This window comes from Pseudomonas sp. GW822-FHT01E03, from assembly GCF_058802985.1.
This window is the reverse complement of sequence record NZ_JBXAOQ010000006.1, coordinates 158,960-182,181: the sequence shown is the minus strand read 5'-3', so window position 1 is coordinate 182,181 and position 23,222 is coordinate 158,960. Positions and strand designations below refer to the sequence as shown.

Sequence of the window (23,222 nt, the reverse complement as noted above, 5' to 3'; positions counted from 1 at the left end):
ATCTCCCGCACACAGCCACCATAAATCGGTGGTCGCTAAAAAAGCGCCACGATTATAGGTGCGCCAGTGGGCGCCTAACAAACTATTGGCGGGCTTGCAGTCCCGGTCACTGAATTGGCAGCGACGGGCGAAGGCTAGAGATCGTGCTTCCGACGGGCAACCTGAAAGTCTTGTGGGAATGGTCTGAATGGTTGGCTTGGGCGAAAAACATTGTTGACTGTTGGGCGGCCATCGCGAGCAAGCTCGCTCCCACAATTGAGTCGGGTACATCCGTGAGGGATTGGTTGGCTGGCAGGCCGCCATCGCAGGCAAGCCAGCTCCCACAATTTGACCGAGTACATCCGGTAGAAACAGGTCGGCTGTCAGGCCGCCTTCGCGAGCAGGCAGCTCCCACAATGGGTCGGCGTACACCCACTGATTTTCACCACTCATCAGGTCGAGCGTTAGCTCGCCTGCAGCTTTTGATCTTGATCCACCCGCCCCCTCGGGAGGCTGAGTGGAGGTGTTCATCCGGGGATTGGCGCGCAGCGCCGTTCGACGCAGTCGAACTCATTGCATGTAGGTCGAAGCGAAGCCGACCGGAGGGCAATGCCCCCGGATGAATACCGCAGCGAAGGAACCCCGAGCCTTGGCGAGGGGCCGGACGTTCGGGGCGAGACCTTTTGGTTCCTTTTGGGGCGCTTGCCAAAAGGGACTCGCCGTAAGGGCGAAACCGCCAGTGGCCGTTACCGCAGGAATGGATATGTACACCATCAAAAAACAGCCTGGTCGGCCCGAAGGCCGCCAAGGTCAAACCGACTCTTTGCGAACCCGAAACCAGGCGGCATAAAGGGCAGGCAAAAACAGCAGCGTCAACGCCGTAGCAACGATCAACCCCCCCATGATCGCCACCGCCATCGGCCCAAAGAACACACTGCGCGACAACGGAATCATCGCCAACACCGCCGCCAGCGCCGTCAGCACGATCGGCCGGAACCGCCGCACCGTCGCCTCGATGATCGCCTGCCAAGGCTTGAGCCCCGCCGCAATATCCTGCTCGATCTGATCCACCAGAATCACCGAGTTACGCATGATCATCCCGGACAAGGCGATAGTCCCCAACATGGCCACGAAACCAAAGGGCTGGCGGAACACCAACAGAAACAGCGTCACTCCGATCAACCCCAGCGGCGCCGTCAGGAACACCATCGCCGTGCGCGAAAAACTTCGCAGCTGCAGCATCAGCAAGGTCAGCACCACCACGATGAACAACGGCACGCCGGCCTTCACCGAATTCTGTCCCCGCGCCGAGTCTTCCACCGTGCCGCCGACATCCAGCAAGTAGCCATCCGGCAGTTCGGCGCGAATCGGATCGAGGGTCGGCATGATCTGCTGCACCAGCGTCGCCGGTTGCTCCTTGCCATAGATGTCGGCGCGAACCGTCACGTTGGGCAGGCGGTTGCGGTGCCAGATGATGCCCTCCTCGAAGCCGTATTCCAGGGTCGCGATCTGCGACAGCGCGACACTGCGCCCGTTATCGGTCGGTACCGCCAGGCTCGGCAGCAATGACAACTCGGTGCGCTCATGCACGGTGCCGCGCAACAGGATCTCGATCAACTCGTTGTCTTCACGGTACTGACTGACACTGGAACCGGTCAGGGAGCTTTGCAGGAACCTCGACAGGTTGGCCGTGCTCACGCCCAGCGCCCGCGCACGGTCCTGATCGATGTTCAGGTACACCACCTTGCTCGGTTCTTCCCAATCCAGGTGGACATTGACCACATGCGGGTTCTCGCGAACCTTGGCCGCGACCTTGCGCGCCAGCGCCCGCACCTCCTCGATGTGCTCCCCGGTCACGCGGAACTGCACCGGGTAGCCAACCGGCGGACCGTTTTCCAGACGCGTGACCCGCGAACGTAGTGCCGGGAATTGCTCGTTAAGGGTTGAAATCAACCAGGTGCGCAGGGCTTCCCGTTCTTCGATGGTTTTTGCCAGGACGACAAACTGGGCGAAGCTCGCAGCCGGCAGTTGCTGATCCAGCGGCAGGTAGAATCGTGGCGAACCGGTACCGACATAGGCCACGTAATTGTCGATCCCGGCCTTGTCCTTGAGCAGTGCTTCGAGACGTTTGACCTCGTCGGCGGTGTTGCTCAGCGAAGCGCCTTCGGCCAGTTTCAGATCGACCATCAGCTCCAGGCGACCCGATGCCGGGAAGAACTGCTGCGGCACAAACTTGAACAGCACGATGGAAGCGATGAACAACAGCACGGTCGCCAGGATCACCGTTTTGCGCCAGCGCACGCACCACTCCACCAGACGCCGGACGCGCTGATAAAACGGCGTGGCATAGGGATCGGGTTGGCCGGCACCGTGTTTGGCGGCATGAATCTTCGCCAGGTCCGGCAGGAGTTTTTCCCCGAGGTACGGCACGAAGACCACCGCGGCCACCCACGACGCCAACAGCGCGATGGTGACCACCTCGAAGATCGAGCGGGTGTATTCGCCAGTGCCCGATTGCGCCGTGGCAATCGGCAGGAAGCCGGCCGCGGTGATCAGCGTACCGGTGAGCATCGGGAACGCGGTACTGGTCCAGGCATAACTCGCCGCTTTGACCCGGTCGAAGCCCTGCTCCATTTTGATCGCCATCATTTCCACGGCGATGATCGCGTCGTCCACCAGCAAACCCAGGGCCAGTACCAGCGCGCCGAGGGAGATCTTGTGCAGGCCGATGCCCAGGTAATACATGCACGCGAACGTCATCGCCAGCACCAGCGGAATCGCCAGGGCCACCACCATGCCGGTGCGCACGCCAAGGGAGAAGAAGCTCACCAGCAACACAATGGCCAGCGCCTCGACCAACACTTGCACGAACTCACCAACACCGGTCTTCACCGCCGCCGGTTGGTCGGAGACTTTGCGCAACTCCATGCCGGCCGGGAGGTTTTTCTGTATGCGGGCGAACTCGATTTCCAGCGCCTTGCCCAGTACCAGGATGTCACCGCCGTTCTTCATTGCCACCGCCAGGCCGATGGCGTCTTGCGCCATGAAGCGCATGCGCGGCGCCGGTGGATCGTTGAAACCACGGCGCACGTCAGCCACGTCGGAGATGCGGAAGGTGCGATCACCGACCCGGATCGGGAAGTTCTTGATCTCGTCGACCGTTTGAAAATTCCCCGTCACCCGTAGCTGCAAGCGCTCGCTACTGGTTTCGAAGAAACCTGCCGTCGATACCGCGTTCTGTTCTTCAAGGGCTTGCTGGACGACCGCCAGCGGCAAGCCGAGGGTGGCGAGCTTGACGTTGGAGAGTTCGATCCAGATTTTCTCGTCCTGCAACCCCAGCAGCTCGACCTTGCCCACATCCTTGACCCGTTGCAGTTGGATCTGGATGCGGTCGGCGTAATCCTTGAGCACGGCGTAGTCGAAACCCTCGCCGCTCAGGGCGTAAATATTGCCGAAAGTGGTGCCGAATTCATCGTTGAAAAACGGTCCCTGAATCCCCGGCGGCAGGGTATGACGGATGTCGTTGATCTTCTTGCGCACCTGATACCAGAGCTCCGGGATCTCCACCGAGTGCATGGAGTCGCGCGCAATGAAGGTCACCTGGGATTCGCCGGGGCGGGAGAACGACACGATGCGTTCGTATTCGCCGGTTTCCATCAGTTTCTTTTCGATGCGTTCGGTGACCTGACGCGAGACTTCCTCGGCGGTCGCCCCCGGCCAGTTGGTGCGAATCACCATGGCCTTGAAGGTGAACGGCGGGTCCTCACTCTGGCCGAGCTTGGTGTAGGAAAGTGCGCCGACGATGGCCAGCAACAGCATCAGGAACAGGACGATCTGGCGATTACGCAGCGCCCATTCGGAAACGTTGAAGCGCATCGGGGCTTACTCCTTGTCCGCCAGATTGACCACGCGATTGGAGCGATCCACCGGGCGCACCTGCTGCCCTTCGAGAAGCACATGAACACCGGCGGCCACCACCCAGTCGCTGGCGCTGAGCCCTTCAAGCACCGGTACGGTTTTTTCGCCGAAGGCACCGACCCGCACCGGGGTCCTTTGCAAGGTGTTGTTGGCGCGGACGACCCAGACATAGGTCACGCCGTTTTCCGCCGTCAGCGCAGACAGCGGAACGGACAGTGGAACCACGTCGGCGGCCTGCACGAACACTCGGGCGCTCTGGCCCAGTTCGACAGGCACAGTGCCGGTCTTGAAGGCGATACGCGCCGCGAAGGTACGCGACTTGGGGTCGGCTGAGGGCGACAATTCACGGATGCGCCCGGCGAGACGCTGGTCGGGCTGGGTCCAGAGTTCCACTGACACCGGCTCACCGACCTTGAAACGGCCGAAGTTCTGCTCCGGCAGGCTGATCAAGACCTCACGCTCGCCATCGGTTGCCAGTGTGAACACCGTTTGCCCGGCTGCCACGACTTGCCCGACTTCCACCAGGCGCTTGGCCACGACGCCGTCCTGTGGCGCACGCAACACGGCGTAGCTGGCCTGGTTATTGGAAACGTTGAATTCGGCTTTGATTTGCTTGAGGCGCGCTTCACCGGAACGGTAGAGGTTTTCGGCGTTGTCGTATTGCGAACGACTGACCAGTTGGCGCTCCATCAGGGTCTTGTAGCGATCACGCTCGGATCGCACCAGGTTCAGATTGGCTTCGGCGGCTGCGACCTGAGCGCGAGTGGCCTCCAGTTGCAGCCGCACGTCCTGGGGGTCGAGCTCCGCCAAGGGTTGATCGGCCTTGACCCGCTGCCCCTCCTCGACCAGTCGTCGGCTGACTTTGCCGCCGATGCGGAACGCCAGATCCGGTTCATACCGCGCGCGAACTTCACCGGGATAGCTTTCCATGGCCTGCGCCGAAGGCTCTGGCTGGACCACCATGGCCGGACGCACGCTGACTTGCGGCGCCTCTTCATGACCACACGCAGACAATAAAAAAGCCAGGGTGACTGGCAACGCGAGGGACAAGGCATAGCGGAACATGGTGAAGGACCTTTCGCTAATGGTGCTTTGAATAATTATACTGAGCAGTATGTTATTAATAGCAAACTCACCAGTCCAGTAATAAAAACGAATATGCCAAACAATCTTTCAGCACCCAATGGCCCAGGCAGACCCAAGGACCTGGTCAAGCGCCAGGCAATTCTCGATGCAGCGAAAGTGCTGTTTCTGAGTAAGGGTTATGCCAATACCAGCATGGATGCCGTCGCGGCCGAGGCCGGCGTGTCGAAGCTGACGGTCTATAGCCACTTCAACGACAAGGAGACGCTGTTCTCCTCCGCCGTGATGGCCAAGTGCGAGGAACAGTTGCCACCGCTGTTCTTCGAACTGCCGGAAGGCGTGGCCGTGGAAACCGTGCTGCTGAACATCGCGCGCGGTTTTCATCAACTGATCAACAGTGATGAATCAGTGAACCTGCACCGCTTGATGATGACCCTGGGCAGCCAGGATCCGAAACTCGCGCAAATCTTCTTCGAGGCCGGGCCGCAGCGCATGCTGCATGGCATGGAGCGCCTGCTGAGCAAGATCGACGAAAGTGGTGTGCTGCGCATCGACAAGCCGCACAACGCGGCCGAGCACTTCTTCTGCCTGCTCAAGGGCGCCGGGAATTTCCGTTTGCTGTATGGCTGCGGCGAGCCGCCGGTTGGCGAAGAGGCGGAGAGCCATGTGCGGGAGGTGGTGGGGTTGTTTATGCGGGCTTATCGGCCTGAGTGAGCCTGATGGATTGTTGGTGTCTGAACTGACGCCATCGCGAGCAAGCTCGCTCCCACAAGGTTTTCACCGTACCTGTGGGAGCGAGCTTGCTCGCGATTGGGGCGACTCGGTCCTACGGCTTGAGCGCCTTCTTCGGATAGATGTCATACCGACTGGACTTGCCATCCAGCGCATGACTCGGCTTCGGCCCTTCAATGCACGGTGCCTTGCGCGGACGCTTGACCACCACCCGGTGGCTGGCCAGGGCCAACGCGGCTTCGAGCAATGCCGGCGCATCCGGGTCATCGCCCACCAGCGGCCGGAACAGGCGCATTTCCTTCTTCACCAGCGCGGTTTTCTCGCGGTGCGGGAACATCGGGTCGAGGTAGATCACCTGGGGCGGTTCGCCCTCCCAGTTGCGCATGACCTCGATCGAATTGCCCTTGAGCAAGCGCATGCGCGCCACGATCGGCGCCACGTCGAAATCTTCCGCGCCACGGGCCAGGCCGTCTTCCAGCAAGGCACCGATCAGCGGCTGACGCTCGATCAGGCTCATCTCGCAACCGAGGCTGGCCAGCACGAACGCATCCTTGCCCAGCCCCGCCGTGGCATCCAGCACCCGCGGGCGCACGCCTTGGGCGACGCCAACAGCCTTGGCGATCATCTGCCCACTGCCGCCGCCGTACAGTCGGCGATGGGCCGCACCACCCTCGACGAAGTCCACCCGCACCGGCCCCGGCGCATCCGGCCCCAGCTGTTGCAGCTGCAAGCCCATGTCACCCACCTGCAAGGCAAATTCGCCGTCCGCTACTTGCATTGGCAAGCCCAGGCGCTCGGCCCATTGCAAGGCTTGTGGCTCGAAAGCCGCGTCGAGGGCCTGGACATGGATGCGGCAGGCCGCAGGTTGATCAATCATCGGAAAACACGCTCAAAAAATTAATGATCGGCAAAAACTGCCGATAACAAAACTATCGAGCATTTTGCCAGAGCTGAGCGTCTACCGAGAGAAATGTCAGACATTCAACCCACAATCACAGGTTTTATCTCGCCCTACGGCGACTACAACCTGCGAAACACCCAGGCACTGAGCGGCGTCAGCCACATCTGGCAGGATTTCTTTGCCCGAGCGCTGGCCGAACAGTCGGGTGAAGTGCTACCTGAGTCTCTGAATTTTCCACCGGTCGATCTCGAAAGCCCTGTTGAACCCACGGTCGGCAGCGACCTGCTGGCCCACATCGTGTCCCAGCGTGAATGCGACGTGAAGGACAACGTAATCCGCCCGCCCGAGCCGCTGTTCCTGCCGATTGCCGAATTCGAAATGGACCTGGCGGACAAGCCGTTCCCACCGTTCCCGGCGAACGAAATCGTCGCCCAGCAAAAACAGCAGGACTTCGAAAGCGGCTGGGTTCGCCCGATCGTATTGAACGCCGGTCAACCGCTGCCAGAAGCTGGCCCTGCCCCGCAACCGCGTCCGCTGCACCTGCCCATCGCCGAGTTCGAACTCGAGCTGCTCGACAAGCCGTTCCCGCCGTTCTCGCCAGAAGAACGGGTGGAGCAGCAGAAACAACTCGATTTCGACAATGGCTGGGCGCGCCCGATCATCCTGCAGAACCTGCGCATCGCCGCCTGAACCTCAGCCGCGCCCTCTTCCCTCAACCTTTAAAAAACTGATTCGCCTTCTGATACGGCATCGACCGGGATGTGAAACCGAACGTGCCTGACGTCTGGATTTCTTCGGCGGCGCGGAAGAATTCGCCATAGGCCGCCAAGGCCAGCGCCGAACCGACGCTGATACGTTTGACGCCCATTTCACCCAACTGCGCGACCGTCAACTTCAAGCCGCCCGACATCAACACATTCACCGGTTTTGGCGACACGGCGCGCACCACCGCCAGCACATCCTCGGCACTGCGCAGGCCCGGTGCGTAGAGCACATCGGCACCGGCCTCGGCGAATGCCTGCAAACGGCGGATGGTGTCGGCCAGATCGGGATTGCCGTGCAGGAAGTTTTCCGCCCGGGCAGTCAACGTAAAGTGGAACGGCAGACTGCGAGCGGCAGCCACAGCGGCTTCGATGCGCGCCACGGCATGTTCAAAACAGTAGATCGGGCCTTCTTCGCGGCCGGTGGCATCTTCGATCGAACCGCCGACCGCTCCGACCTCTGCCGCGCGCAAGATACTTTTGGCGCAATCAGCCGGGTTGTCGGCAAAACCGTTTTCCAGGTCGACGGCAACCGGCAGGTCGGTGGCGGCGACAATCGCCTGAACGTTCATCAGGGTATCGTCGAGGGTCAATCCGCCATCGGCACGCCCCTGGGAAAAGGCATAACCGGCACTGGTAGTCGCCAGCGCCTCGAAGCCGAGGCTGGCAAGCATTTTTGCCGAACCGGCATCCCACGGATTGGGAATCACAAATGCCCCGGGGCGTTCGTGAAGGGCTTTGAACGCCTGGGCTCGAAGGGTTTGCGCATCCATTGGGCAGGCTCCTGAAGAGGGGAAAGAATCCGCCTCAGAGCAGGCCAAGTTGCTCGGCGACGGGCTCTCTGTATAGCTCAGGCAGCGCCGGCAAGCCAGGCAAACGCAGCATCAGCCGGGCGTGAAAACGCTGCGCCAGTTTCGCGGCCAGCAGGTTGTCGGCCGTGTGCAGGAAGATGTACGGCGTACGACCTTCTTCGATCCATAACGCGATTTTCTCGACCCATGGTTCCAGGAACGTATCGTTGGCCTCAAGCGTCGGATGGCCGATAAAACGCACCTGCGGAAATTGCGTGAATGCCGCCGGCCGCGGTGGCACACGGGGTTTCTTCGACTGGGCGTGGAGCACCGAAGGCTTGGTCGAGGTGCAACTGAACAGCGCACGGGGATCGAGACAGATGCGTTCGACACCGCGATCCAGCAGCAGCCGGTTGAGCATTCGTTCGCTGTCACCCTTGGCGAAAAACTCGTCATGCCGCACTTCAACGGCCAGTGGTCGCTGCAGGGCATCGATAAATCCGGCCAGCTCAGGCAAACGTTGGGGCGTGAAGCTTTTCGACAACTGCAACCACAACGGCGACACCCGTTCACCCAGAGGGCTGAGCAATTGCAGGAAGGTTTCGGCGGCGGTCAGTTGCTCGCGCAGATCGCCACCGTGGCTGATCTCGCCGGGAAACTTGGCAGTGAAGCGAAAATGTTCGGGCATGGTTTCGGCCCAACGCTGCACGGTGCTGGCAGCCGGGCTCGCGTAGAAGGTCGTGTTGCCTTCCACGGCATTGAAAACCTGGCAATAGAGATCAAGAAAGTCGGCGGGTTTGGCGTCCGGCGGATACAGGTAGTCGCGCCAGGCGTTTTCGCTCCAGGATGGGCAACCGAGGTAATACGGCAGCAACATCAGATGTACAGGTCGAGACCCAGCACATCCGCTTCCCAATCGACGAAACCGGCGGTGCTCAGGTAGCTGGCCAGGGCTGTCGCCACGCTTTTGCTCATGGCACGGTGGTAAATCATGTCTTGCTGACGAGCGGGAAGATTGCTCAGTTTTTGCGCAGAGGCTTTGGCGGCACGGGCAGCCAGTTGCTCTTCAGTCGGGAATTCCAGCTCGCCTTCGATATCAATGGCGTCGTCTTCCACCACGCGGCCTTTGCGGGGTTTGCGCTTGATGGGGTAGGACTGAGAGGAAACGCCGTCTATACGCATAAGTGCATACTCGGAATCAGTGATGGCAGTTTAGTGGCGCAATATCCACTTCGCAAACCGCCGAGTGATAACTAGAACACATAAAAGGCAAAAGGTTTAAAAGCCGGATTAGAAAATGACGATTGGCTGCGTCCGATAGATCGCCATCGCGGGGCAAGCCCGCTCCCACAGGGTCTTCGGTGCTCCAGACATTGAGCCCAACACAAAACCTGTGGGAGCGAGCTTGCTCGCGATGGGAGCACCCCGGTCCAGTAGATTACCGCGCCTTGGGTGTCGCCACTTTATCGCGCAGATACACCGGCTGCGCCTCATCGGCCACGATCGCCTCGCCGCGCGCCCAGGCAAATCGCGCCAGTGTCAGCAAGTCTTGCGCGTGGGGCAACATGCCAGCGTCCTGCCCGCTCAGGCTGACGGCGATACGCTCGCCATAGCCCCAACCGGTGCCTGCGCCGAACCATTCGCCGCCAGCATCGGCCGGCAATGCAGCGGACTCCGGCGGCAGTACCGCTTCCGCCCCCACCAGGCGCATTTCCCCGGCCGTTTCGCGGTAGCAACCCCAATACACTTCATCCATGCGCGCATCGATGGCGGCGGCGACCTGCGTGGCGCCGTGTTCGCGCAGCGCACGTTGCGCCAGCACGGCCAGGTTCGACACCGGCAGCACCGGGCGATCCAGGGCAAACGCCAGGCCTTGCACCACGCCGATGGCGATGCGCACACCGGTGAAGGCGCCCGGGCCACGGCCGAACGCAATGGCATCGACCGCTTGCAGCGTGGTGCCCGCATCGGCCAGCAATTGCTTGATCATCGGCAACAGCTTCTGCGCGTGCAGGCGCGGGATCACCTCGTAATGGCTCGTGACCTTGCCGTCATGCAGCAAGGCAACGGAGCAAGCTTCAGTCGCGGTGTCCAGGGCCAGCAAGGTGCTCATCGATGTATCCACAAGAGAGATCAGAAAAAAGTGCGTCAGTATAAACAACTACGGCCCGCAAGCGGGCCGTGGATGATGCAGCGGGTCAGACTTTTCAGCTCAGGGCTGCAAGCACCTTGGCGGTGATCGCTTCAACCGAACCGACGCCTTCGATGTGGCTGTACTTCGGCTTGCCATTGGCAGCCGACAGCTTCTGGTAGAAGTCCACCAGCGGCTTGGTCTGGGAGTGGTAGACCGACAGGCGATGACGCACGGTTTCTTCGGTGTCGTCCTTGCGCTGCACCAGCTCTTCACCGGTGACGTCGTCAATGCCAGCCACTTTCGGCGGGTTGTAGACGATGTGGTACACGCGGCCGCTGGCCTCGTGAACACGGCGACCGGCGATACGCTGGACGATTTCTTCGTCTTCAACGGCGATTTCAACCACGGCATCGAGCTCGACGCCTGCAGTCACCAGGGCTTCAGCCTGGGGAATGGTGCGCGGGAAGCCATCGAACAGGAAACCGTTGGCGCAGTCGGACTGGGCGATGCGGTCCTTGACCAGTGCAATGATCAGGTCATCGGACACCAGGCCACCGGCATCCATGATGCTCTTGGCCTTGATGCCCAGCTCGGTGCCGGCCTTGACCGCTGCACGCAACATGTCGCCGGTGGAGATTTGCGGAATGCCGAATTTTTCGGTGATGAACTGTGCCTGAGTACCTTTACCGGCCCCGGGAGCTCCCAGCAGAATGACGCGCATCGATGTGCTCCTCAATTTTTTATATGGATAACGTCAGATTCGCCTCGTGGGGCCAATCTCAAAAATAGGGTCGTGACCGCCCAAACGGTCAAAGGCTGATCAAGATACACAGCAGGCTGCGCCCACACAAGACGCCAAAAGTCGGAGAAACCGCTGCCTCCTGCGACCATTGCGCACAGTTTCCCAAGTCGCAACCCCGTCATTAACTGTCGCCTGGCAGCACTTTTGCACCCGTCAAACGGCGGCATCCGGCTCACCTGCCGGACGCCTGCCCCCATGGCAAAGACCTTAGCCGGTGTTGCGCAAACCGGCGGCAATCCCCGCCACAGACACCAGCAAGGCCTGTTCTACCGGGCTGCCCTGCGCCACGTCCTGCACTCTTGAACGGGCCAGCAACTCGGCCTGTAATAGATGAAGCGGGTCGAGGTAGGTGTTGCGCAAGCGGATGAACTCAAGGGTCGCTGGGCTATGTGCCAGTAGCTGCGACTGCCCGGTCAGGCCGAGAACGATGGTGCACGCCTGCGACAATAGGTCGCGTAAGTGCGCACCCAATGGCAACAGATTCGGCTCTACCAGACGCTCATCGTAGGACTGTGCAATGTCGGCATCGGCCTTGGCCAGGACCATTTCCAGCATGTCGATGCGGGTGCGGAAGAACGGCCACTGCTCGCGCATTTGCCCCAGCAGTTCGCCTTCGCCACGCTCCAGCGCCTTGCTCAGGGCCGCCTCCCAACCCAGCCAGGCCGGCAGCATCAGGCGCGTCTGGGTCCAGCCGAAAATCCACGGGATCGCCCGCAGGCTTTCGATCCCCCCGGCCCGGCGCTTGGCCGGACGACTGCCCAGCGGCAAACGGCCGAGCTCCTGCTCCGGCGTGGACTGGCGGAAGTACTCCACGAACTGCGGGTTTTCCCGCACCACGGCGCGGTAGGCGCTGACACCGTCTGCGGCCAACTCGTCCATCAAATGCCGCCACTCGGGCGTAGGTGGCGGCGGAGGCAGCAAGGTCGCCTCAAGCACGGCGGCCAGGTACAGATTGAGGTTTTGCTCGGCGATGTCCGGCAGGCCGAATTTGAATCGAATCATTTCGCCCTGTTCGGTGGTGCGGAAACGCCCCGCCACCGAACCCGGTGGCTGCGACAGGATCGCCGCGTGGGCCGGGCCGCCGCCACGCCCCACCGTGCCGCCGCGACCGTGGAACAACAGCAGCTCGACGTCGTGCGAGCGGCAGATATCCACCAGTCGCTCCTGCGCCCGGTACTGCGCCCAGGCCGCCGCGGTGGTGCCGGCGTCCTTGGCCGAATCCGAGTAGCCGATCATCACTTCCTGCGGCCCTTGCAGGCGTGCGCGATAGCCCGGCAACAGCAGCAGCTTCTCGATCACCGGCCCCGCGTTGTCGAGGTCGGCCAGGGTTTCGAACAGCGGCACCACACGCATCGGCCGCAACACGCCGGACTCTTTGAGCAGCAATTGCACGGCGAGTACATCGGAAGCCGCACCGGCCATGGAAATCACATAGGAACCGAGGGATGCCGGCGGCGCAGCGGCGATTTCCCGGCAGGTCGCCAGCACCTCGGCGGTGTCGGCGCAAGGCTTGAAGTAGTTCGGCAACAAGGGCCGACGATTGCTCAATTCGCGCATCAGGAAGGCGATGCGCTCCTCCTCGCTCCAATCCTCGTAGCGTCCCAGGCCGAGGTAGTCGGTGATTTCGGTCATCGCGGCGGTGTGTCGCGACGAGTCCTGGCGCACATCCAGACGAACCAGGAACAGACCGAATGTCACTGCCCGACGCAGGCAATCGAGCAACGGCCCATCGGCGATCACGCCCATGCCGCACTCGTGCAGGGAGTGGTAGCAAAGCTCCAGTGGATCGAGCAGTTCGCGGTTGTCCTGCAACACATCGATCGGTGCCGGTGCGGACGTCGACAAGGCGGCATGTGCCCAGTTACGCGTTGCCCGCAGGCGTTCGCGCAGGTGTTTGAGCACTGCCCGGTAGGGCTCGGCGCTGTCTCCCGCCCTGGCTTTCAATTCATCGCTGGCCTGCTGCATCGACAGCTCAGCGGCCAGGCGATCGACATCGCGCAGGTACAAATCGGCCGCCATCCAGCGCGCCAACAGTAAAACCTCTCGGGTCACCGCCGCCGTCACGTTCGGGTTGCCGTCGCGGTCGCCGCCCATCCACGAGGCAAAGCGAATCGGTGCCGCCTCCAGTGGCAGGCGCAGGCCAGTGGCGGCATACAGGGCCTGATCGGCCTTGCGCAGATAATTGGGAATGGCCTGCCAAAGCGAATGCTCGATCACCGCGAAACCCCACTTGGCTTCGTCCACCGGCGTCGGGCGCGTGCGGCGGATCTCCTCGGTGTGCCAGGCTTCGGCGATCAGGCGTTGCAAGGTGGTCTTGATCTGCTCGCGCTCGGCACTGGTCAGGTCACGGTGATCCTGAGCCGCCAGTTGCGCGGCGATGGCGTCGTACTTCTGGATCAGTGTGCGGCGTGCAACTTCGGTAGGGTGCGCCGTGAGTACCAGCTCGATCTCCAGCCGGCCCAGTTGCCGGGCCAGCGCGTCGGCGCCATGCCCTTCGGCGCGCAGGCGCGCGAGCAACTCCGGCAGCACCCGGGCTTCGAACGGCGCCTCCCGGGATTCCTCGCGACGGTGAATCAACTGATATTGCTCGGCGATGTTGGCCAGGTTGAGGAACTGGTTGAACGCCCGCGCCACCGGCAGCAACTCGTCTTCGGTCAACTGATTGAGGCTGGCGCTGAGCTCGGCGTCCATGGAGCCGCGCCGGTCAGCCTTAGCGCCTTTGCGGATCTGCTCGATCTTGTCGAGAAAACCGTCGCCATATTGTTCACGAATGGTGTTGCCCAACAGCTCGCCCAACAGGTGAACGTCCTCGCGCAAGCGTGCATCAATATCGGTCATCAGCAGGTCTCCAGCAAAAAATCCGGGCGGCTAAGAAACAAGAGAGTGCCGCCCCAGACAGGTTCTTACAAGCAAGACGACGAAGGGACTGTAAACCTTGCCTGTTGAGGCTAGTCTGAACGGTAAGCCGTACAACGGTTGTCGCCGGCCAATGCCGGACACTCACTCTGCCTGCCACGAGCGGGAGCGCAATGAGGTCAATATGAAAATCCGCGAGCTTGCCCACCACTGGGAAGAAAACGCCAAGGGTCGCCTGACCGACACCGGCTACTCGATTCATCTGGACGTGGAGTCTGCCGCACGCCTGGCCGCGCTCGTCGAGATGTATCCCAAACGGCATCCTGAAGAACTGCTCGGCGATCTGATCGGCGCCGCACTGGAAGAGCTGGAAAGAAGCTTCCCGTACGTCAAGGGCACAACCGTGGTCGCCACCGATGAAGAAGGCGATCCGCTGTACGAAGACATTGGGCCGACCCCGCGCTTTCTGGCGCTGTCCCGTCGGCATTTGCACGATTTGTCGGTGCCTGAGGACAAACAGAAACACTGATTTTCCACAGAACTTGTGGGAGCAGGCTTGCTCGCGAAAGCGGTTTAACATTCGACATCTACGTTGACTGATAGACCGCTTTCGCGAGCAAGCCCGCTCCCACATCAGCCCGTGTGCCAATTCAAAAAATTGCGCTTCTCCTGCCCGATAGGGCGCTGTCGACTCGATCCAGGTTTTTCGATAGCCGGCTAAATTCTCTGAACTTTCAAAAAAAGCCTCGGGTCAACCCAAGTAACCACGCCTGGGACGAGCGTTTCAAAATACCCCGCAATTGATGGTTTCAGCGCCCTGCCCAGGGTGGACTTCGACGTTTTTCAGGAACTGGCCCAATGGAGTTGAAGACCATGAAAACCCGAATCGGAAGTCCCTCATTCACCTGTTCGCGTAGCCTCAGACTGGCGGCGTTGGCCCTGGGCAGCAGCCTGGTCCTGGCCGGCTGCGCCGGTAACCCGCCGACCGAGCAGTACGCTGTCACCCAATCGGCCGTCAACGACGCCGTGAGCGCCGGCGGCACCGAGTTCGCCGCCGTGGAAATGAAGTCGGCCCAGGACAAGCTCAAGCAAGCCGAAATCGCCATGCACGACAAAAAATACGACCAGGCCCGGATGCTCGCCGAACAGGCCGAGTGGGACGCTCGCGTGGCCGAGCGCAAGGCCCAGGCGATGAAGGCCGAACAATCAGTGAAGGACGCGCAGAAAGGCGTTCAGGAATTGCGTCAGGAAAGCCAGCGCACCGTTCAGTAAGCGGCGCGGCACCACGCATTCCCACTCGACTAAAAGGACGAAATCATGAAATCCAATCAATTGATGATCCCTGCCCTGCTGGCTGTCACCGTAACCCTGGCAGCCTGCTCCACACCACCGAACGCCAACCTCGAACAGGCCCGCACCAACTACACCGGCCTGCAAACCGATCCGCAAGCGGCCAAGGTTGCGGCCCTGGAAACCAAGGAAGCCAGCGACTATCTGGACAAGGCCGATAAGGCCTACAGGGACAAGGAGGACGTGACCACGGTCGACCAGCTTGCCTATTTGACCAACCAGCGCGTCGAAGTGGCCAAGCAGACCATCGCCCTGCGCACCGCCGAGGCCAGCCTGAAAGATGCCTCGGCGCAACGGGCTCAGGCGCGCCTCGACGCCCGTGATCAGCAGATCAAACAGTTGAAGGACAGCCTCAACGCCAGGCAGACCGATCGCGGGACACTGGTGACCTTCGGTGATGTGCTGTTCGCCACCGACAAGGCCGAGCTGAAATCCAACGGCCTGGCGAACATCAACAAACTGGCGCAGTACCTACAGGAAAACCCCGAGCGCAAAGTGATTGTCGAGGGCTATACCGACAGCACCGGTACGGCGTCGCACAACCAGTCGCTGTCGGAACGTCGCGCGGGTTCCGTGCGTGCGGCACTGGTGAAGATGGGTGTTGATCCTGCGCGTATCGTCGCCCAGGGTTACGGCAAGGAGTATCCGGTGGCGGATAACAGCAGCACTTCGGGCCGGGCGATGAACCGTCGGGTGGAAGTGACGATTTCCAACGATAACCAACCGGTGATTCCGCGTTCGGCGGTTAGCTCTTACACCCAGTAATTTGCCTCAATGCAAAACCTGTGGGAGCGAGCTTGCTCGCGATGAGTCCATAACATTCAACATCCATGTTGACTGCTACACCGCCATCGCGAGCAAGCTCACTCCCACATTGGTTCTTTATTGCCAGCCAGAATCGCGTTACGGCTCCAGCTTCTGCGGCGTCTCCTGCCCCATGCAGCGCACGGCTTTTTTCTTGCTGTCGACCAGCACGCCGGTCAGGCCTTTCTGTTCGGTGTCGAACAGCACCAGCACGCCATCGATGCACTGGGCCACTTGGGCCGCCGGCGCCAGGGAAACCTTGTAGTCCTCGCCCGGCACGGTCTTGAGCATGGTGAAGTCGCTGAGCAGCAACGCATCCTCGGGCTTGGCGAAGTGCAGGTAGCCGTACCACCACAGGGCACCGACGGTGCCGAGGATGCTGCAGATACCGGTGATGATCAGCGGGATGGCGTTGCGTTCTTCACTCATTGCGGACTCTCTGGTGGTTCATCTTCTGAATTCGGGGGCGCCGGGTAGTTGGGGATTTCACCCAGGCGGCGCAGGCCGTTGAAATGTTGCGGGTCATCGAGATAACGCAGCATGACCTTGCGCCAGACCGGGTCGGCGAACGTCTGCACATGACCGCCACGGGTCAGTTGCAGCACCCGCGGCGGCGGCGCAGCTTGATACAGTCGGATGCCGTTGGAAAGAGGCACGATCGGATCGTCGATGCTGTGGTAGATCAGTTTCGGCACGTCCTTGAGTTGCGTCATGGAGTTGATCGCGCTGTCGCCATCCGGCACCAGCCACGACAGCGGCACCTGGAACGTCCAGAACACCCATGAATTACTCAGCGCATACCGGCCGACACTGCGATAACTGGCGGGCACGCCGTCGAGGACAAAAGCCTTGAGTTGTTTCTGCCGCTCGGGGTGTTGAACGAGGTAGTGAACAGCCATCGAACCGCCAAGGCTTTGGCCGAGCAGGATCAGCGGCTTGCCCTTGACCTCGGGGGCCTGGTCGAGCCATTTGAACGCCGCATCGATGTCCTGATAGATCGCCGGCAGGCTGGGTTTGCCTTCGGACAAGCCATAACCGCGATAGTCCACCAGCAGCACTTGATAGCCCTGTTCCGGCAACCACCAACTCCCGCCCAGATGCATTGGCAGATTGCCGCCGTTACCGTGTAGGTGCAGCACCGTGCCTTTGACCTCGACACCCTGCTTCACCGGCAGCCACCACGCGTTCAGCTTGAGGCCATCGGCGGTGTTCAAGGTGACGGTGCGGTATTCGAGCCCGGCCTTTTCCGGCGTGAACAACTGGCCGGGTTCGGGGTAGAACAGCAGCGAGCTGCAACCGTTCAGGGCCAGGAGAAGGCAGACGATGCCGAGGATTCTCATCCGGTGAAACCTCGCGAAATAATGGATTGGAACACAATCCCCTGTGGGAGCGAGCTTGCTCGCGATTGCGATCTGTCAGCTTGCACCCATGTTGAATGTAAAGCCGCCATCGTGAGCAAGCTCGCTCCCACAGGGGAGTTCTTTGTTCACAAGATGTTCGAGTAATCCGCCTCGATCCGGTCCAGGCTCAGGTGGTTGAGGAAGTTGGAGAAGCACATCCACGCCGACAGCGCGTTCATGTCGCGGAACTGTTCCGGCAGGTACTTGGGCGGAACCACCAGACCTTCATCCACCAACTGGCGCAAGGTACGCATGTCTTCCAGGGTGGTCTTGCCGCAGAACAACAGCGGTATCTGCTCCAGCTTGCCTTTACGCACGGCCAGTTGAATGTAGTTGTAAATCATGATGAAGCCCTTGAGGTAGGACAAGTCTTTGGTAAATGGCAGACCTGTCGGTACCGAGCCGCGGAAAACGCGACTGGCGTTGCTGTAACTCTCGGGCATTTCGAAGCCTTGCTCGCGGAAGAACTCGAACACCTGCAGGAAGTCGGCACCCTCCTCCACCATATGAATGGCCCGCGTGCGGTTGGTCAGTTTGCGCAGGCGACTGGGGTACGAGGCGAAGGTGATGATTTCCATCAGGATCGCCAGGCCTTCCTGGGTCACCGTCGACGAGGGCGGCCCCTTGGAAAGGAAGGTGCAAATCGGCTGGTTCAGGCCGTTGAGGGTGGTGCCGACATGCACCAGCCCTTCGTGGACCTCCAGGGCGCGCACATCGCGCTGATTGAACATCGCATCGGAGCGGATCTTGATGTAGTCGGCGCCGGCCGCCGCATCGGCGACGATGCCGTCGGACTCGAACACCCGGATGGTTTCCTCGGCTTCGCCAAATACCTTGTTCAAGCGATGCTGCAACAGATCGACCGCATCCTTGGCCGTCAGCGTCTTCGGCTCATCCTTGAGATCGCCACGGCCGTCGATGTTGTTCAGGTATTCGGACAACATCATGCCCAGGTCGGACAGCGTCGGGTCGCCAGCGTGGAACGCGTCGGAGGCGGCACCGTACAACTCCTGCGAGATCAGGCCGAAATCCTCGGTGCCGCGCGCTTCGAGCATGCGCACCACCATGCGGTATTCCTTGCACATGCGGCGCATGATCTGGCCGACCGGGTTGAACTGGCCGAGCTGGCGGGTGATGTCGCGCTCGATGTTCTGGAACTCCAGCTTCACTTTGCTGGAATCGAACGCCAGCGGCCGGTTGAGGTAGTAGTCGCGGTCCACCGCCGGCATTTCCTTGCCTTTGGCCTTGAGGAAGCCCTTACGAATGTTGTCGTCCCACTTGACCGCATCGAGGACGCGGATCGGCGTCTGCGCGAGCACGATGCGATCGGACAAAATGCGTATCGACTGTTGGTAATCGTCCACCCGAAACTCCTGTAGAAACCTGATTGTGCTGCTTACTTGGCTTTGGCCTGACGCTGGTAGCGTACGGCTTCGACGAACACATCGGAATTGGCCGGGTCGTCGAGGTAGGCGGCGACTTGATCCATGGAGCTGTTGATCAGCACGCCTGCGCCGTCGTCAGTCCGAAACGCCTCTCCGCTCAGGGCGTTTTGCTTCAGCGCCTGGTTGATCTGTTCGAGGTCGAGGTTGTACAGCACCAGTTCACGCTGGTCGGTCAGCTCGAAGCCGCCGATGATGAAATACCCGCCGAACTGCGCCGGCACCTTCGCCGACAAGTACCAACGGTTGCCATGGCGCGATACGGTGAAGGGGTAGGCTTCACGCTCCTTGGGTTTGGCCTTGAAGTAGCTGACGGCCTGGTAGCGATTGTCGGCGATGCGGGTCAACTCCAGATTGACGGGCTCGCCCCAGGCGCTGGTGCTGGTCCACTTGCCGAGCAACCCTTTGGGCGCGGGCTCGCTCGTGGGCAGCGGTTCCTTGAAGGTCACCAGACAGCCACTCAGCAGCAGGAACGACAAGGCGATCACAACGACACGCCAGGCTTTCATTCAATACTCCCTATGAACACACCGCTCCTACAGGGCAACTTCGCCCGGAATCACACCGACGCCAGCACCAGGTGCATGTAGCGCGTCAGGATGCCGAGCATTTCCTCTTCGGCGGCAGGCTCGTCTACGTTGAGCAGGCCCTGATATTCCATCCGGCCGATAATCGCCGTCAACACTTTGGCATCCTGATGCGGCTCGCGCGAGCCCAATACCTGGAACAGCTGGCAAGAGCCCTGCAACAGGATTTGCTGATGCGAGCGCACCAGTTCGGCCAGGCGCGGGTTGAGCAACGCCTCCTGACGGAACGCCTGCTCGGCCATCAAATGTTCGCGACGATTGACCAATTGCCGGTGAACGTAATCGGTCATCAGCCGCGCAATGTCGTCCGCCAGTTTCGAGCGCGCCTGCGGGCTGCCGTCGCCACTGTCGATCATCTCGCGCAGCAGACCCTCGTTGTTCACCCACAGCTTGCCCATGTACGCCGCACTGCGTTCCACGTATTGGGCGAAGGTATCGGTGAGCAGGTCATCGATATCCTTGAAATAGTAGGTGGTCGCCGACAACGGCACTTGCGCCTCGGCGGCCACCGCGCGGTGTCGGACGGCACGCACGCCGTCACGCACGACAATGCGCATGGCGGCGTCGAGAATGTCCTGTCGACGCTGCTCACTGCCCTGTCGGCTGGCCTTGCGGCCCTGGTACTGAACGCTTTCAGCGACCGCAGTGGCGATACCCGCTGCACCTTCTTGAGCTATTGCACGAATCACGACAGGTATTTCCTCTCAGATGAAACTAACAAGTTGATACGTTTGTACCAGACAGGCAATAAAAAGCCGCCTCAAAGGCGGCTTTTTATTTGAAACACTTACGCTTGCGGCCGCATGTGCGGGAACAGGATCACGTCGCGGATCGACGGGGAGTTGGTCAGCAGCATCACCAGACGGTCGATACCGATGCCTTCACCCGCCGTTGGCGGCATGCCGTACTCCAGCGCACGAACGAAGTCGGCGTCGTAGTGCATGGCTTCGTCATCGCCGGCGTCCTTGTCGGCCACCTGGGCCATGAAGCGCTCGGCCTGGTCTTCCGCGTCGTTCAACTCGGAGTAGGCGTTGGCGATTTCACGACCACCGATGAACAGTTCGAAACGGTCGGTGACGTTCGGGTTGTCGTCGTTACGACGGGCCAGCGGCGACACTTCGAACGGGTACTGGGTAATGAAGTGCGGCTGCTCCAGCTTGTGCTCGACCAGCTCTTCGAAAATCATCACCTGCAGCTTGCCCAGACCTTCGAAGCCCAGCACCTTGGCGCCGGCCTTCTTGGCGATGGCGCGAGCCTTGTCGATGTCGTTCAGATCATCGGCGGTCAGCTCAGGGTTGTACTTGAGGATCGAGTCGAACACCGATAGACGCACGAACGGCTCGCCGAAGTGGAACACCTTGTCGCCGTACGGCACGTCGGTGCTGCCCAGAACCAGCTGCGCCAGTTCGCGGAACAGTTCTTCGGTCAGGTCCATGTTGTCTTCGTAGTCGGCGTAGGCCTGGTAGAACTCCAACATGGTGAATTCAGGGTTGTGACGAGTCGAAACGCCTTCGTTACGGAAGTTGCGGTTGATCTCGAACACCTTCTCGAACCCGCCAACAACCAGGCGCTTGAGGTACAGCTCCGGCGCGATACGCAGGAACATGCCCATGTCCAGCGCATTGTGGTGGGTTTCGAACGGCTTGGCTGCCGCGCCGCCAGGAATGGTCTGCAGCATCGGCGTTTCCACTTCCAGGAAGTCACGCTTCATCAGGAAGCTGCGGATGTGGGCGATGACTTGCGAACGCACGCGGAACGTCTGGCGCACGTCTTCGTTGACGATCAGGTCGACGTAACGCTGGCGGTAGCGCTGTTCGGTGTCGGTCAGGCCGTGGTGCTTGTCCGGCAGCGGGCGCAGGGATTTGGTCAGCAGGCGCACGCTGGTCATTTCGACGTACAGGTCGCCCTTGCCGGAACGGGCCAGAGTGCCTTCGGCGGCAATGATGTCGCCCATGTCCCAGGTTTTCACCGCGGCCAGGGTTTCTTCGGACAGGGTCTTGCGGTTGACGTAGACCTGGATACGACCGGTCATGTCCTGGATCACCATGAACGAGCCACGGTTGAGCATGATACGACCGGCAACCTTGACCGGGATCGCAGCCTCTGCCAGCTCTTCCTTGGTCTTGTCCGCGTACTGTTTCTGCAGTTGTTCGCAGTAGTTTTCGCGGCGGAAGTCGTTCGGGAAGGCATTGCCCTTGGCGCGCTCGGCAGCAAGCTTTTCCTTGCGCAGGGCGATCAGGGAGTTTTCTTCCTGTTGCAGGGCTTGCGGGTCGAGTTCTAGGTCGCTCATGTCTTTAAATATTCCATCACAGGTTCGTTGCCCCCAGGCCTGCGGCCTGGGGATCGCCAGCAAGCTGGCTCCTACAAGGATCGCGCCGGGTCAGCCGATCCTGTATTGCATTGCTTACAGCCCGGACTTCAGGCTCGCTTCCAGGTATTCGTCGATGTCGCCGTCGAGCACCTTGTCGCAGTCGCTGCGCTCGATGTTGGTGCGCAGATCCTTGATCCGCGAGGCATCGAGTACATAAGAACGGATCTGATGACCCCAGCCGATATCGGACTTGGTGTCTTCCAGCGCCTGGGACGCCGCATTGCGCTTCTGCATTTCCTGCTCGTACAACTTGGCCCGCAGCATTTTCATGGCGGTGTCCTTGTTGGCGTGCTGGGAACGTTCGTTCTGGCAGCTGACCACGGTGTTGGTCGGTACGTGGGTGATACGTACGGCCGAGTCGGTGGTGTTTACGTGCTGACCACCGGCACCGGAGGAGCGATAGGTGTCGATCCGCAGGTCTGCCGGATTGATCTCGATTTCCACCTTGTCATCGATCTCTGGCGAGACGAACACCGCGGAGAACGAGGTGTGGCGACGGTTGCCGGAGTCGAACGGGCTCTTGCGCACCAGACGGTGCACGCCGATTTCGGTCCGCAACCAGCCAAAGGCGTATTCGCCCTTGATGTGCACGGTCGCGCCCTTGATCCCGGCGACTTCACCGGCGGACAGTTCCATGATGGTCGCGTCGAAGCCGCGCTTGTCGGCCCAGCGCAGGTACATGCGCAGCAGAATGTTGGCCCAGTCCTGGGCTTCGGTGCCGCCGGAACCGGCCTGGATGTCCAGGTAGGCGTTGTTCGGGTCCATTTCGTGGCTGAACATGCGGCGGAATTCCAGCTTGGCCAGACTTTCCTCGAGACGGGCCAGCTCGGCGACGACATCGCCCACTGCGCCTTCGTCGTTCTCTTCGACGGCCATGTCCAGCAGGTCGCGGCAATCGGCCAGACCGGTGTTCAATTCGTCCAGGGTATCGACGATCTGCGCCAGCGCAGCGCGCTCGCGGCCCAGTTCCTGGGCGTATTCAGGTTTGTTCCAGACACTCGGATCTTCAAGCTCGCGATTGACTTCGGTCAGACGCTCATGCTTTTGATCGTAGTCAAAGATACCCCCGAATAGTTTCGGAGCGCTCGGACAGGTCCTTGATGGTGTTCAGGATCGGGTTGATTTCCATGACGGGCAGCACTCGTTGGCGAACTTTTGAAAGCCGGCGAGTATACCGGGAAACAGCCGAAAACGGCAGTCCGCCTGGCCGAAAAGCCAAGCCCTTGTAGGAGCGAGCTCGCTCGCGAAAAACGCTCAGGCACCGCGTTTATTCAGATAGCCATCGTCATCGTTGACGACCATCGCGAGCAG

At 60.9% G+C, this 23,222-nt stretch carries 21 protein-coding genes; 5 read left to right on the top strand and 16 right to left on the bottom strand.

The window, feature by feature from the left end:
- Positions 1-789: 789 nt before the first annotated feature.
- Both AC1RP7_RS14145 and AC1RP7_RS14140 read right to left on the bottom strand, forming a co-directional pair.
- A complete protein-coding gene (locus AC1RP7_RS14145) occupies positions 790-3,855 on the bottom strand; it encodes an efflux RND transporter permease subunit (RefSeq protein WP_057716189.1) in 3,066 nt (1,021 codons plus the stop codon).
- Positions 3,856-3,861: 6 nt separating this feature from the next.
- Entirely contained in the window at positions 3,862-4,962 is a 1,101-nt protein-coding gene (locus tag AC1RP7_RS14140) for an efflux RND transporter periplasmic adaptor subunit (protein WP_057716190.1), read from the bottom strand.
- Positions 4,963-5,055: 93 nt separating this feature from the next.
- On the opposite strand from AC1RP7_RS14140, the gene AC1RP7_RS14135 reads away from it, so the two are divergent.
- Complete coding sequence (locus tag AC1RP7_RS14135; protein WP_057716191.1) at positions 5,056-5,694, top strand: TetR/AcrR family transcriptional regulator; 639 nt, start codon at positions 5,056-5,058, stop codon at positions 5,692-5,694.
- A 112-nt stretch (positions 5,695-5,806) separates the two neighbouring features.
- Here AC1RP7_RS14135 and AC1RP7_RS14130 read toward each other — a convergent pair whose 3' ends face one another.
- Positions 5,807-6,589 carry a class I SAM-dependent methyltransferase gene (locus AC1RP7_RS14130; protein ID WP_150812883.1) on the bottom strand — a complete coding sequence of 261 codons (783 nt, stop codon included), beginning with the start codon at positions 6,587-6,589 and terminating at the stop codon, positions 5,807-5,809.
- Positions 6,590-6,682: 93 nt separating this feature from the next.
- Between AC1RP7_RS14130 and AC1RP7_RS14125 the strand changes: the two genes are divergently transcribed.
- Positions 6,683-7,303: an energy transducer TonB gene (locus AC1RP7_RS14125; protein ID WP_349733518.1), complete on the top strand. Its 621-nt coding sequence runs from the start codon at positions 6,683-6,685 to the stop codon at positions 7,301-7,303.
- 22 nt (positions 7,304-7,325) lie between these two features.
- Here the strand turns inward: AC1RP7_RS14125 and AC1RP7_RS14120 are convergent, their stop codons facing one another.
- The 6 genes from AC1RP7_RS14120 to ppc all read right to left on the bottom strand — a co-directional run bounded on the left by AC1RP7_RS14120 (position 7,326) and on the right by ppc (position 13,939).
- On the bottom strand, positions 7,326-8,147 hold the full coding sequence (locus AC1RP7_RS14120; protein ID WP_493181994.1) for an isocitrate lyase/PEP mutase family protein: 822 nt from the start codon (positions 8,145-8,147) through the stop codon (positions 7,326-7,328).
- A gap of 34 nt (positions 8,148-8,181) precedes the next feature.
- The gene (locus tag AC1RP7_RS14115) at positions 8,182-9,042 is read right to left on the bottom strand and encodes a DUF72 domain-containing protein (RefSeq protein ID WP_493181993.1); all 861 of its coding nucleotides are present in this window, start codon (positions 9,040-9,042) and stop codon (positions 8,182-8,184) included.
- A complete protein-coding gene (locus AC1RP7_RS14110) occupies positions 9,042-9,347 on the bottom strand; it encodes a hypothetical protein (RefSeq protein WP_057716196.1) in 306 nt (101 codons plus the stop codon). The genes AC1RP7_RS14115 and AC1RP7_RS14110 overlap by 1 nt, the downstream gene beginning before the upstream one ends.
- 256 nt (positions 9,348-9,603) lie before the next feature.
- The gene (tsaB, locus tag AC1RP7_RS14105; RefSeq protein WP_057716197.1) at positions 9,604-10,278 is read right to left on the bottom strand and encodes a tRNA (adenosine(37)-N6)-threonylcarbamoyltransferase complex dimerization subunit type 1 TsaB; all 675 of its coding nucleotides are present in this window, start codon (positions 10,276-10,278) and stop codon (positions 9,604-9,606) included.
- A 94-nt stretch (positions 10,279-10,372) separates the two neighbouring features.
- Positions 10,373-11,020 carry an adenylate kinase gene (gene adk / locus AC1RP7_RS14100; RefSeq protein WP_057716198.1) on the bottom strand — a complete coding sequence of 216 codons (648 nt, stop codon included), beginning with the start codon at positions 11,018-11,020 and terminating at the stop codon, positions 10,373-10,375.
- Between the two features lie 288 nt (positions 11,021-11,308).
- Positions 11,309-13,939 (bottom strand): phosphoenolpyruvate carboxylase, encoded by a 2,631-nt coding sequence (gene ppc, locus AC1RP7_RS14095; RefSeq protein ID WP_493181992.1) that lies wholly within the window; start codon positions 13,937-13,939, stop codon positions 11,309-11,311.
- 202 nt (positions 13,940-14,141) lie between these two features.
- On the opposite strand from ppc, the gene AC1RP7_RS14090 reads away from it, so the two are divergent.
- From AC1RP7_RS14090 to lptF, 3 genes are all read left to right on the top strand, one after another.
- Entirely contained in the window at positions 14,142-14,486 is a 345-nt protein-coding gene (locus AC1RP7_RS14090) for a hypothetical protein (protein WP_056721034.1), read from the top strand.
- A 329-nt stretch (positions 14,487-14,815) separates the two neighbouring features.
- On the top strand, positions 14,816-15,229 hold the full coding sequence (locus tag AC1RP7_RS14085; protein ID WP_090453344.1) for a DUF4398 domain-containing protein: 414 nt from the start codon (positions 14,816-14,818) through the stop codon (positions 15,227-15,229).
- Between the two features lie 45 nt (positions 15,230-15,274).
- Positions 15,275-16,072 carry a lipotoxin F family OmpA-related lipoprotein LptF gene (lptF, locus tag AC1RP7_RS14080; RefSeq protein WP_349733527.1) on the top strand — a complete coding sequence of 266 codons (798 nt, stop codon included), beginning with the start codon at positions 15,275-15,277 and terminating at the stop codon, positions 16,070-16,072.
- 138 nt (positions 16,073-16,210) lie between these two features.
- Here lptF and AC1RP7_RS14075 read toward each other — a convergent pair whose 3' ends face one another.
- The 7 genes from AC1RP7_RS14075 to prfB form a co-directional block, all read right to left on the bottom strand.
- Entirely contained in the window at positions 16,211-16,540 is a 330-nt protein-coding gene (locus tag AC1RP7_RS14075; RefSeq protein ID WP_102669805.1) for a PA3694 family proteiin, read from the bottom strand.
- A complete protein-coding gene (locus AC1RP7_RS14070; protein ID WP_218495024.1) occupies positions 16,537-17,451 on the bottom strand; it encodes an alpha/beta hydrolase in 915 nt (304 codons plus the stop codon). Before AC1RP7_RS14070 ends, AC1RP7_RS14075 begins: the two co-directional genes overlap by 4 nt.
- Positions 17,452-17,597: 146 nt before the next feature.
- A complete protein-coding gene (locus AC1RP7_RS14065) occupies positions 17,598-18,875 on the bottom strand; it encodes a flavohemoglobin expression-modulating QEGLA motif protein (protein ID WP_057716204.1) in 1,278 nt (425 codons plus the stop codon).
- Between the two features lie 32 nt (positions 18,876-18,907).
- Positions 18,908-19,462, bottom strand: a complete 555-nt coding sequence (locus AC1RP7_RS14060) for a hypothetical protein (protein ID WP_349733531.1) — start codon at positions 19,460-19,462, stop codon at positions 18,908-18,910.
- A gap of 50 nt (positions 19,463-19,512) precedes the next feature.
- A complete protein-coding gene (locus AC1RP7_RS14055; protein ID WP_090453336.1) occupies positions 19,513-20,229 on the bottom strand; it encodes a TetR/AcrR family transcriptional regulator in 717 nt (238 codons plus the stop codon).
- Between the two features lie 98 nt (positions 20,230-20,327).
- Entirely contained in the window at positions 20,328-21,830 is a 1,503-nt protein-coding gene (gene lysS / locus AC1RP7_RS14050) for a lysine--tRNA ligase (protein ID WP_057716207.1), read from the bottom strand.
- Between the two features lie 114 nt (positions 21,831-21,944).
- Positions 21,945-23,040 (bottom strand): peptide chain release factor 2 gene (prfB, locus tag AC1RP7_RS14045; RefSeq protein ID WP_109790603.1). Its coding sequence is split into 2 segments (ribosomal slippage): positions 21,945-22,967 and positions 22,969-23,040, totalling 1,095 coding nucleotides; the frame shifts between segments, so codons are not numbered across the junction.
- Between the last annotated feature and the right edge of the window lie 182 nt (positions 23,041-23,222).

Bases quoted from the DNA above. Each gene is read 5' to 3' on its own strand.
- AC1RP7_RS14090 (WP_056721034.1), top strand. From the start codon at position 14,142: ATGAAAATCCGCGAGCTTGCCCACCACTGGGAAGAAAACGCCAAGGGT.
- lptF (WP_349733527.1), top strand. From the start codon at position 15,275: ATGAAATCCAATCAATTGATGATCCCTGCCCTGCTGGCTGTCACCGTA.
- AC1RP7_RS14120 (WP_493181994.1), bottom strand. From the start codon at position 8,147: ATGGATGCGCAAACCCTTCGAGCCCAGGCGTTCAAAGCCCTTCACGAA.
- AC1RP7_RS14145 (WP_057716189.1), bottom strand. From the start codon at position 3,855: ATGCGCTTCAACGTTTCCGAATGGGCGCTGCGTAATCGCCAGATCGTC.
- AC1RP7_RS14075 (WP_102669805.1), bottom strand. From the start codon at position 16,540: ATGAGTGAAGAACGCAACGCCATCCCGCTGATCATCACCGGTATCTGC.
- AC1RP7_RS14085 (WP_090453344.1), top strand. From the start codon at position 14,816: ATGGAGTTGAAGACCATGAAAACCCGAATCGGAAGTCCCTCATTCACC.
- lysS (WP_057716207.1), bottom strand. From the start codon at position 21,830: ATGAGCGACCTAGAACTCGACCCGCAAGCCCTGCAACAGGAAGAAAAC.
- ppc (WP_493181992.1), bottom strand. From the start codon at position 13,939: ATGACCGATATTGATGCACGCTTGCGCGAGGACGTTCACCTGTTGGGC.
- AC1RP7_RS14060 (WP_349733531.1), bottom strand. From the start codon at position 19,462: ATGAAAGCCTGGCGTGTCGTTGTGATCGCCTTGTCGTTCCTGCTGCTG.
- AC1RP7_RS14125 (WP_349733518.1), top strand. From the start codon at position 6,683: ATGTCAGACATTCAACCCACAATCACAGGTTTTATCTCGCCCTACGGC.
- AC1RP7_RS14140 (WP_057716190.1), bottom strand. From the start codon at position 4,962: ATGTTCCGCTATGCCTTGTCCCTCGCGTTGCCAGTCACCCTGGCTTTT.
- AC1RP7_RS14135 (WP_057716191.1), top strand. From the start codon at position 5,056: ATGCCAAACAATCTTTCAGCACCCAATGGCCCAGGCAGACCCAAGGAC.
- tsaB (WP_057716197.1), bottom strand. From the start codon at position 10,278: ATGAGCACCTTGCTGGCCCTGGACACCGCGACTGAAGCTTGCTCCGTT.
- adk (WP_057716198.1), bottom strand. From the start codon at position 11,020: ATGCGCGTCATTCTGCTGGGAGCTCCCGGGGCCGGTAAAGGTACTCAG.
- AC1RP7_RS14070 (WP_218495024.1), bottom strand. From the start codon at position 17,451: ATGAGAATCCTCGGCATCGTCTGCCTTCTCCTGGCCCTGAACGGTTGC.
- AC1RP7_RS14130 (WP_150812883.1), bottom strand. From the start codon at position 6,589: ATGATTGATCAACCTGCGGCCTGCCGCATCCATGTCCAGGCCCTCGAC.
- AC1RP7_RS14115 (WP_493181993.1), bottom strand. From the start codon at position 9,042: ATGTTGCTGCCGTATTACCTCGGTTGCCCATCCTGGAGCGAAAACGCC.
- AC1RP7_RS14110 (WP_057716196.1), bottom strand. From the start codon at position 9,347: ATGCGTATAGACGGCGTTTCCTCTCAGTCCTACCCCATCAAGCGCAAA.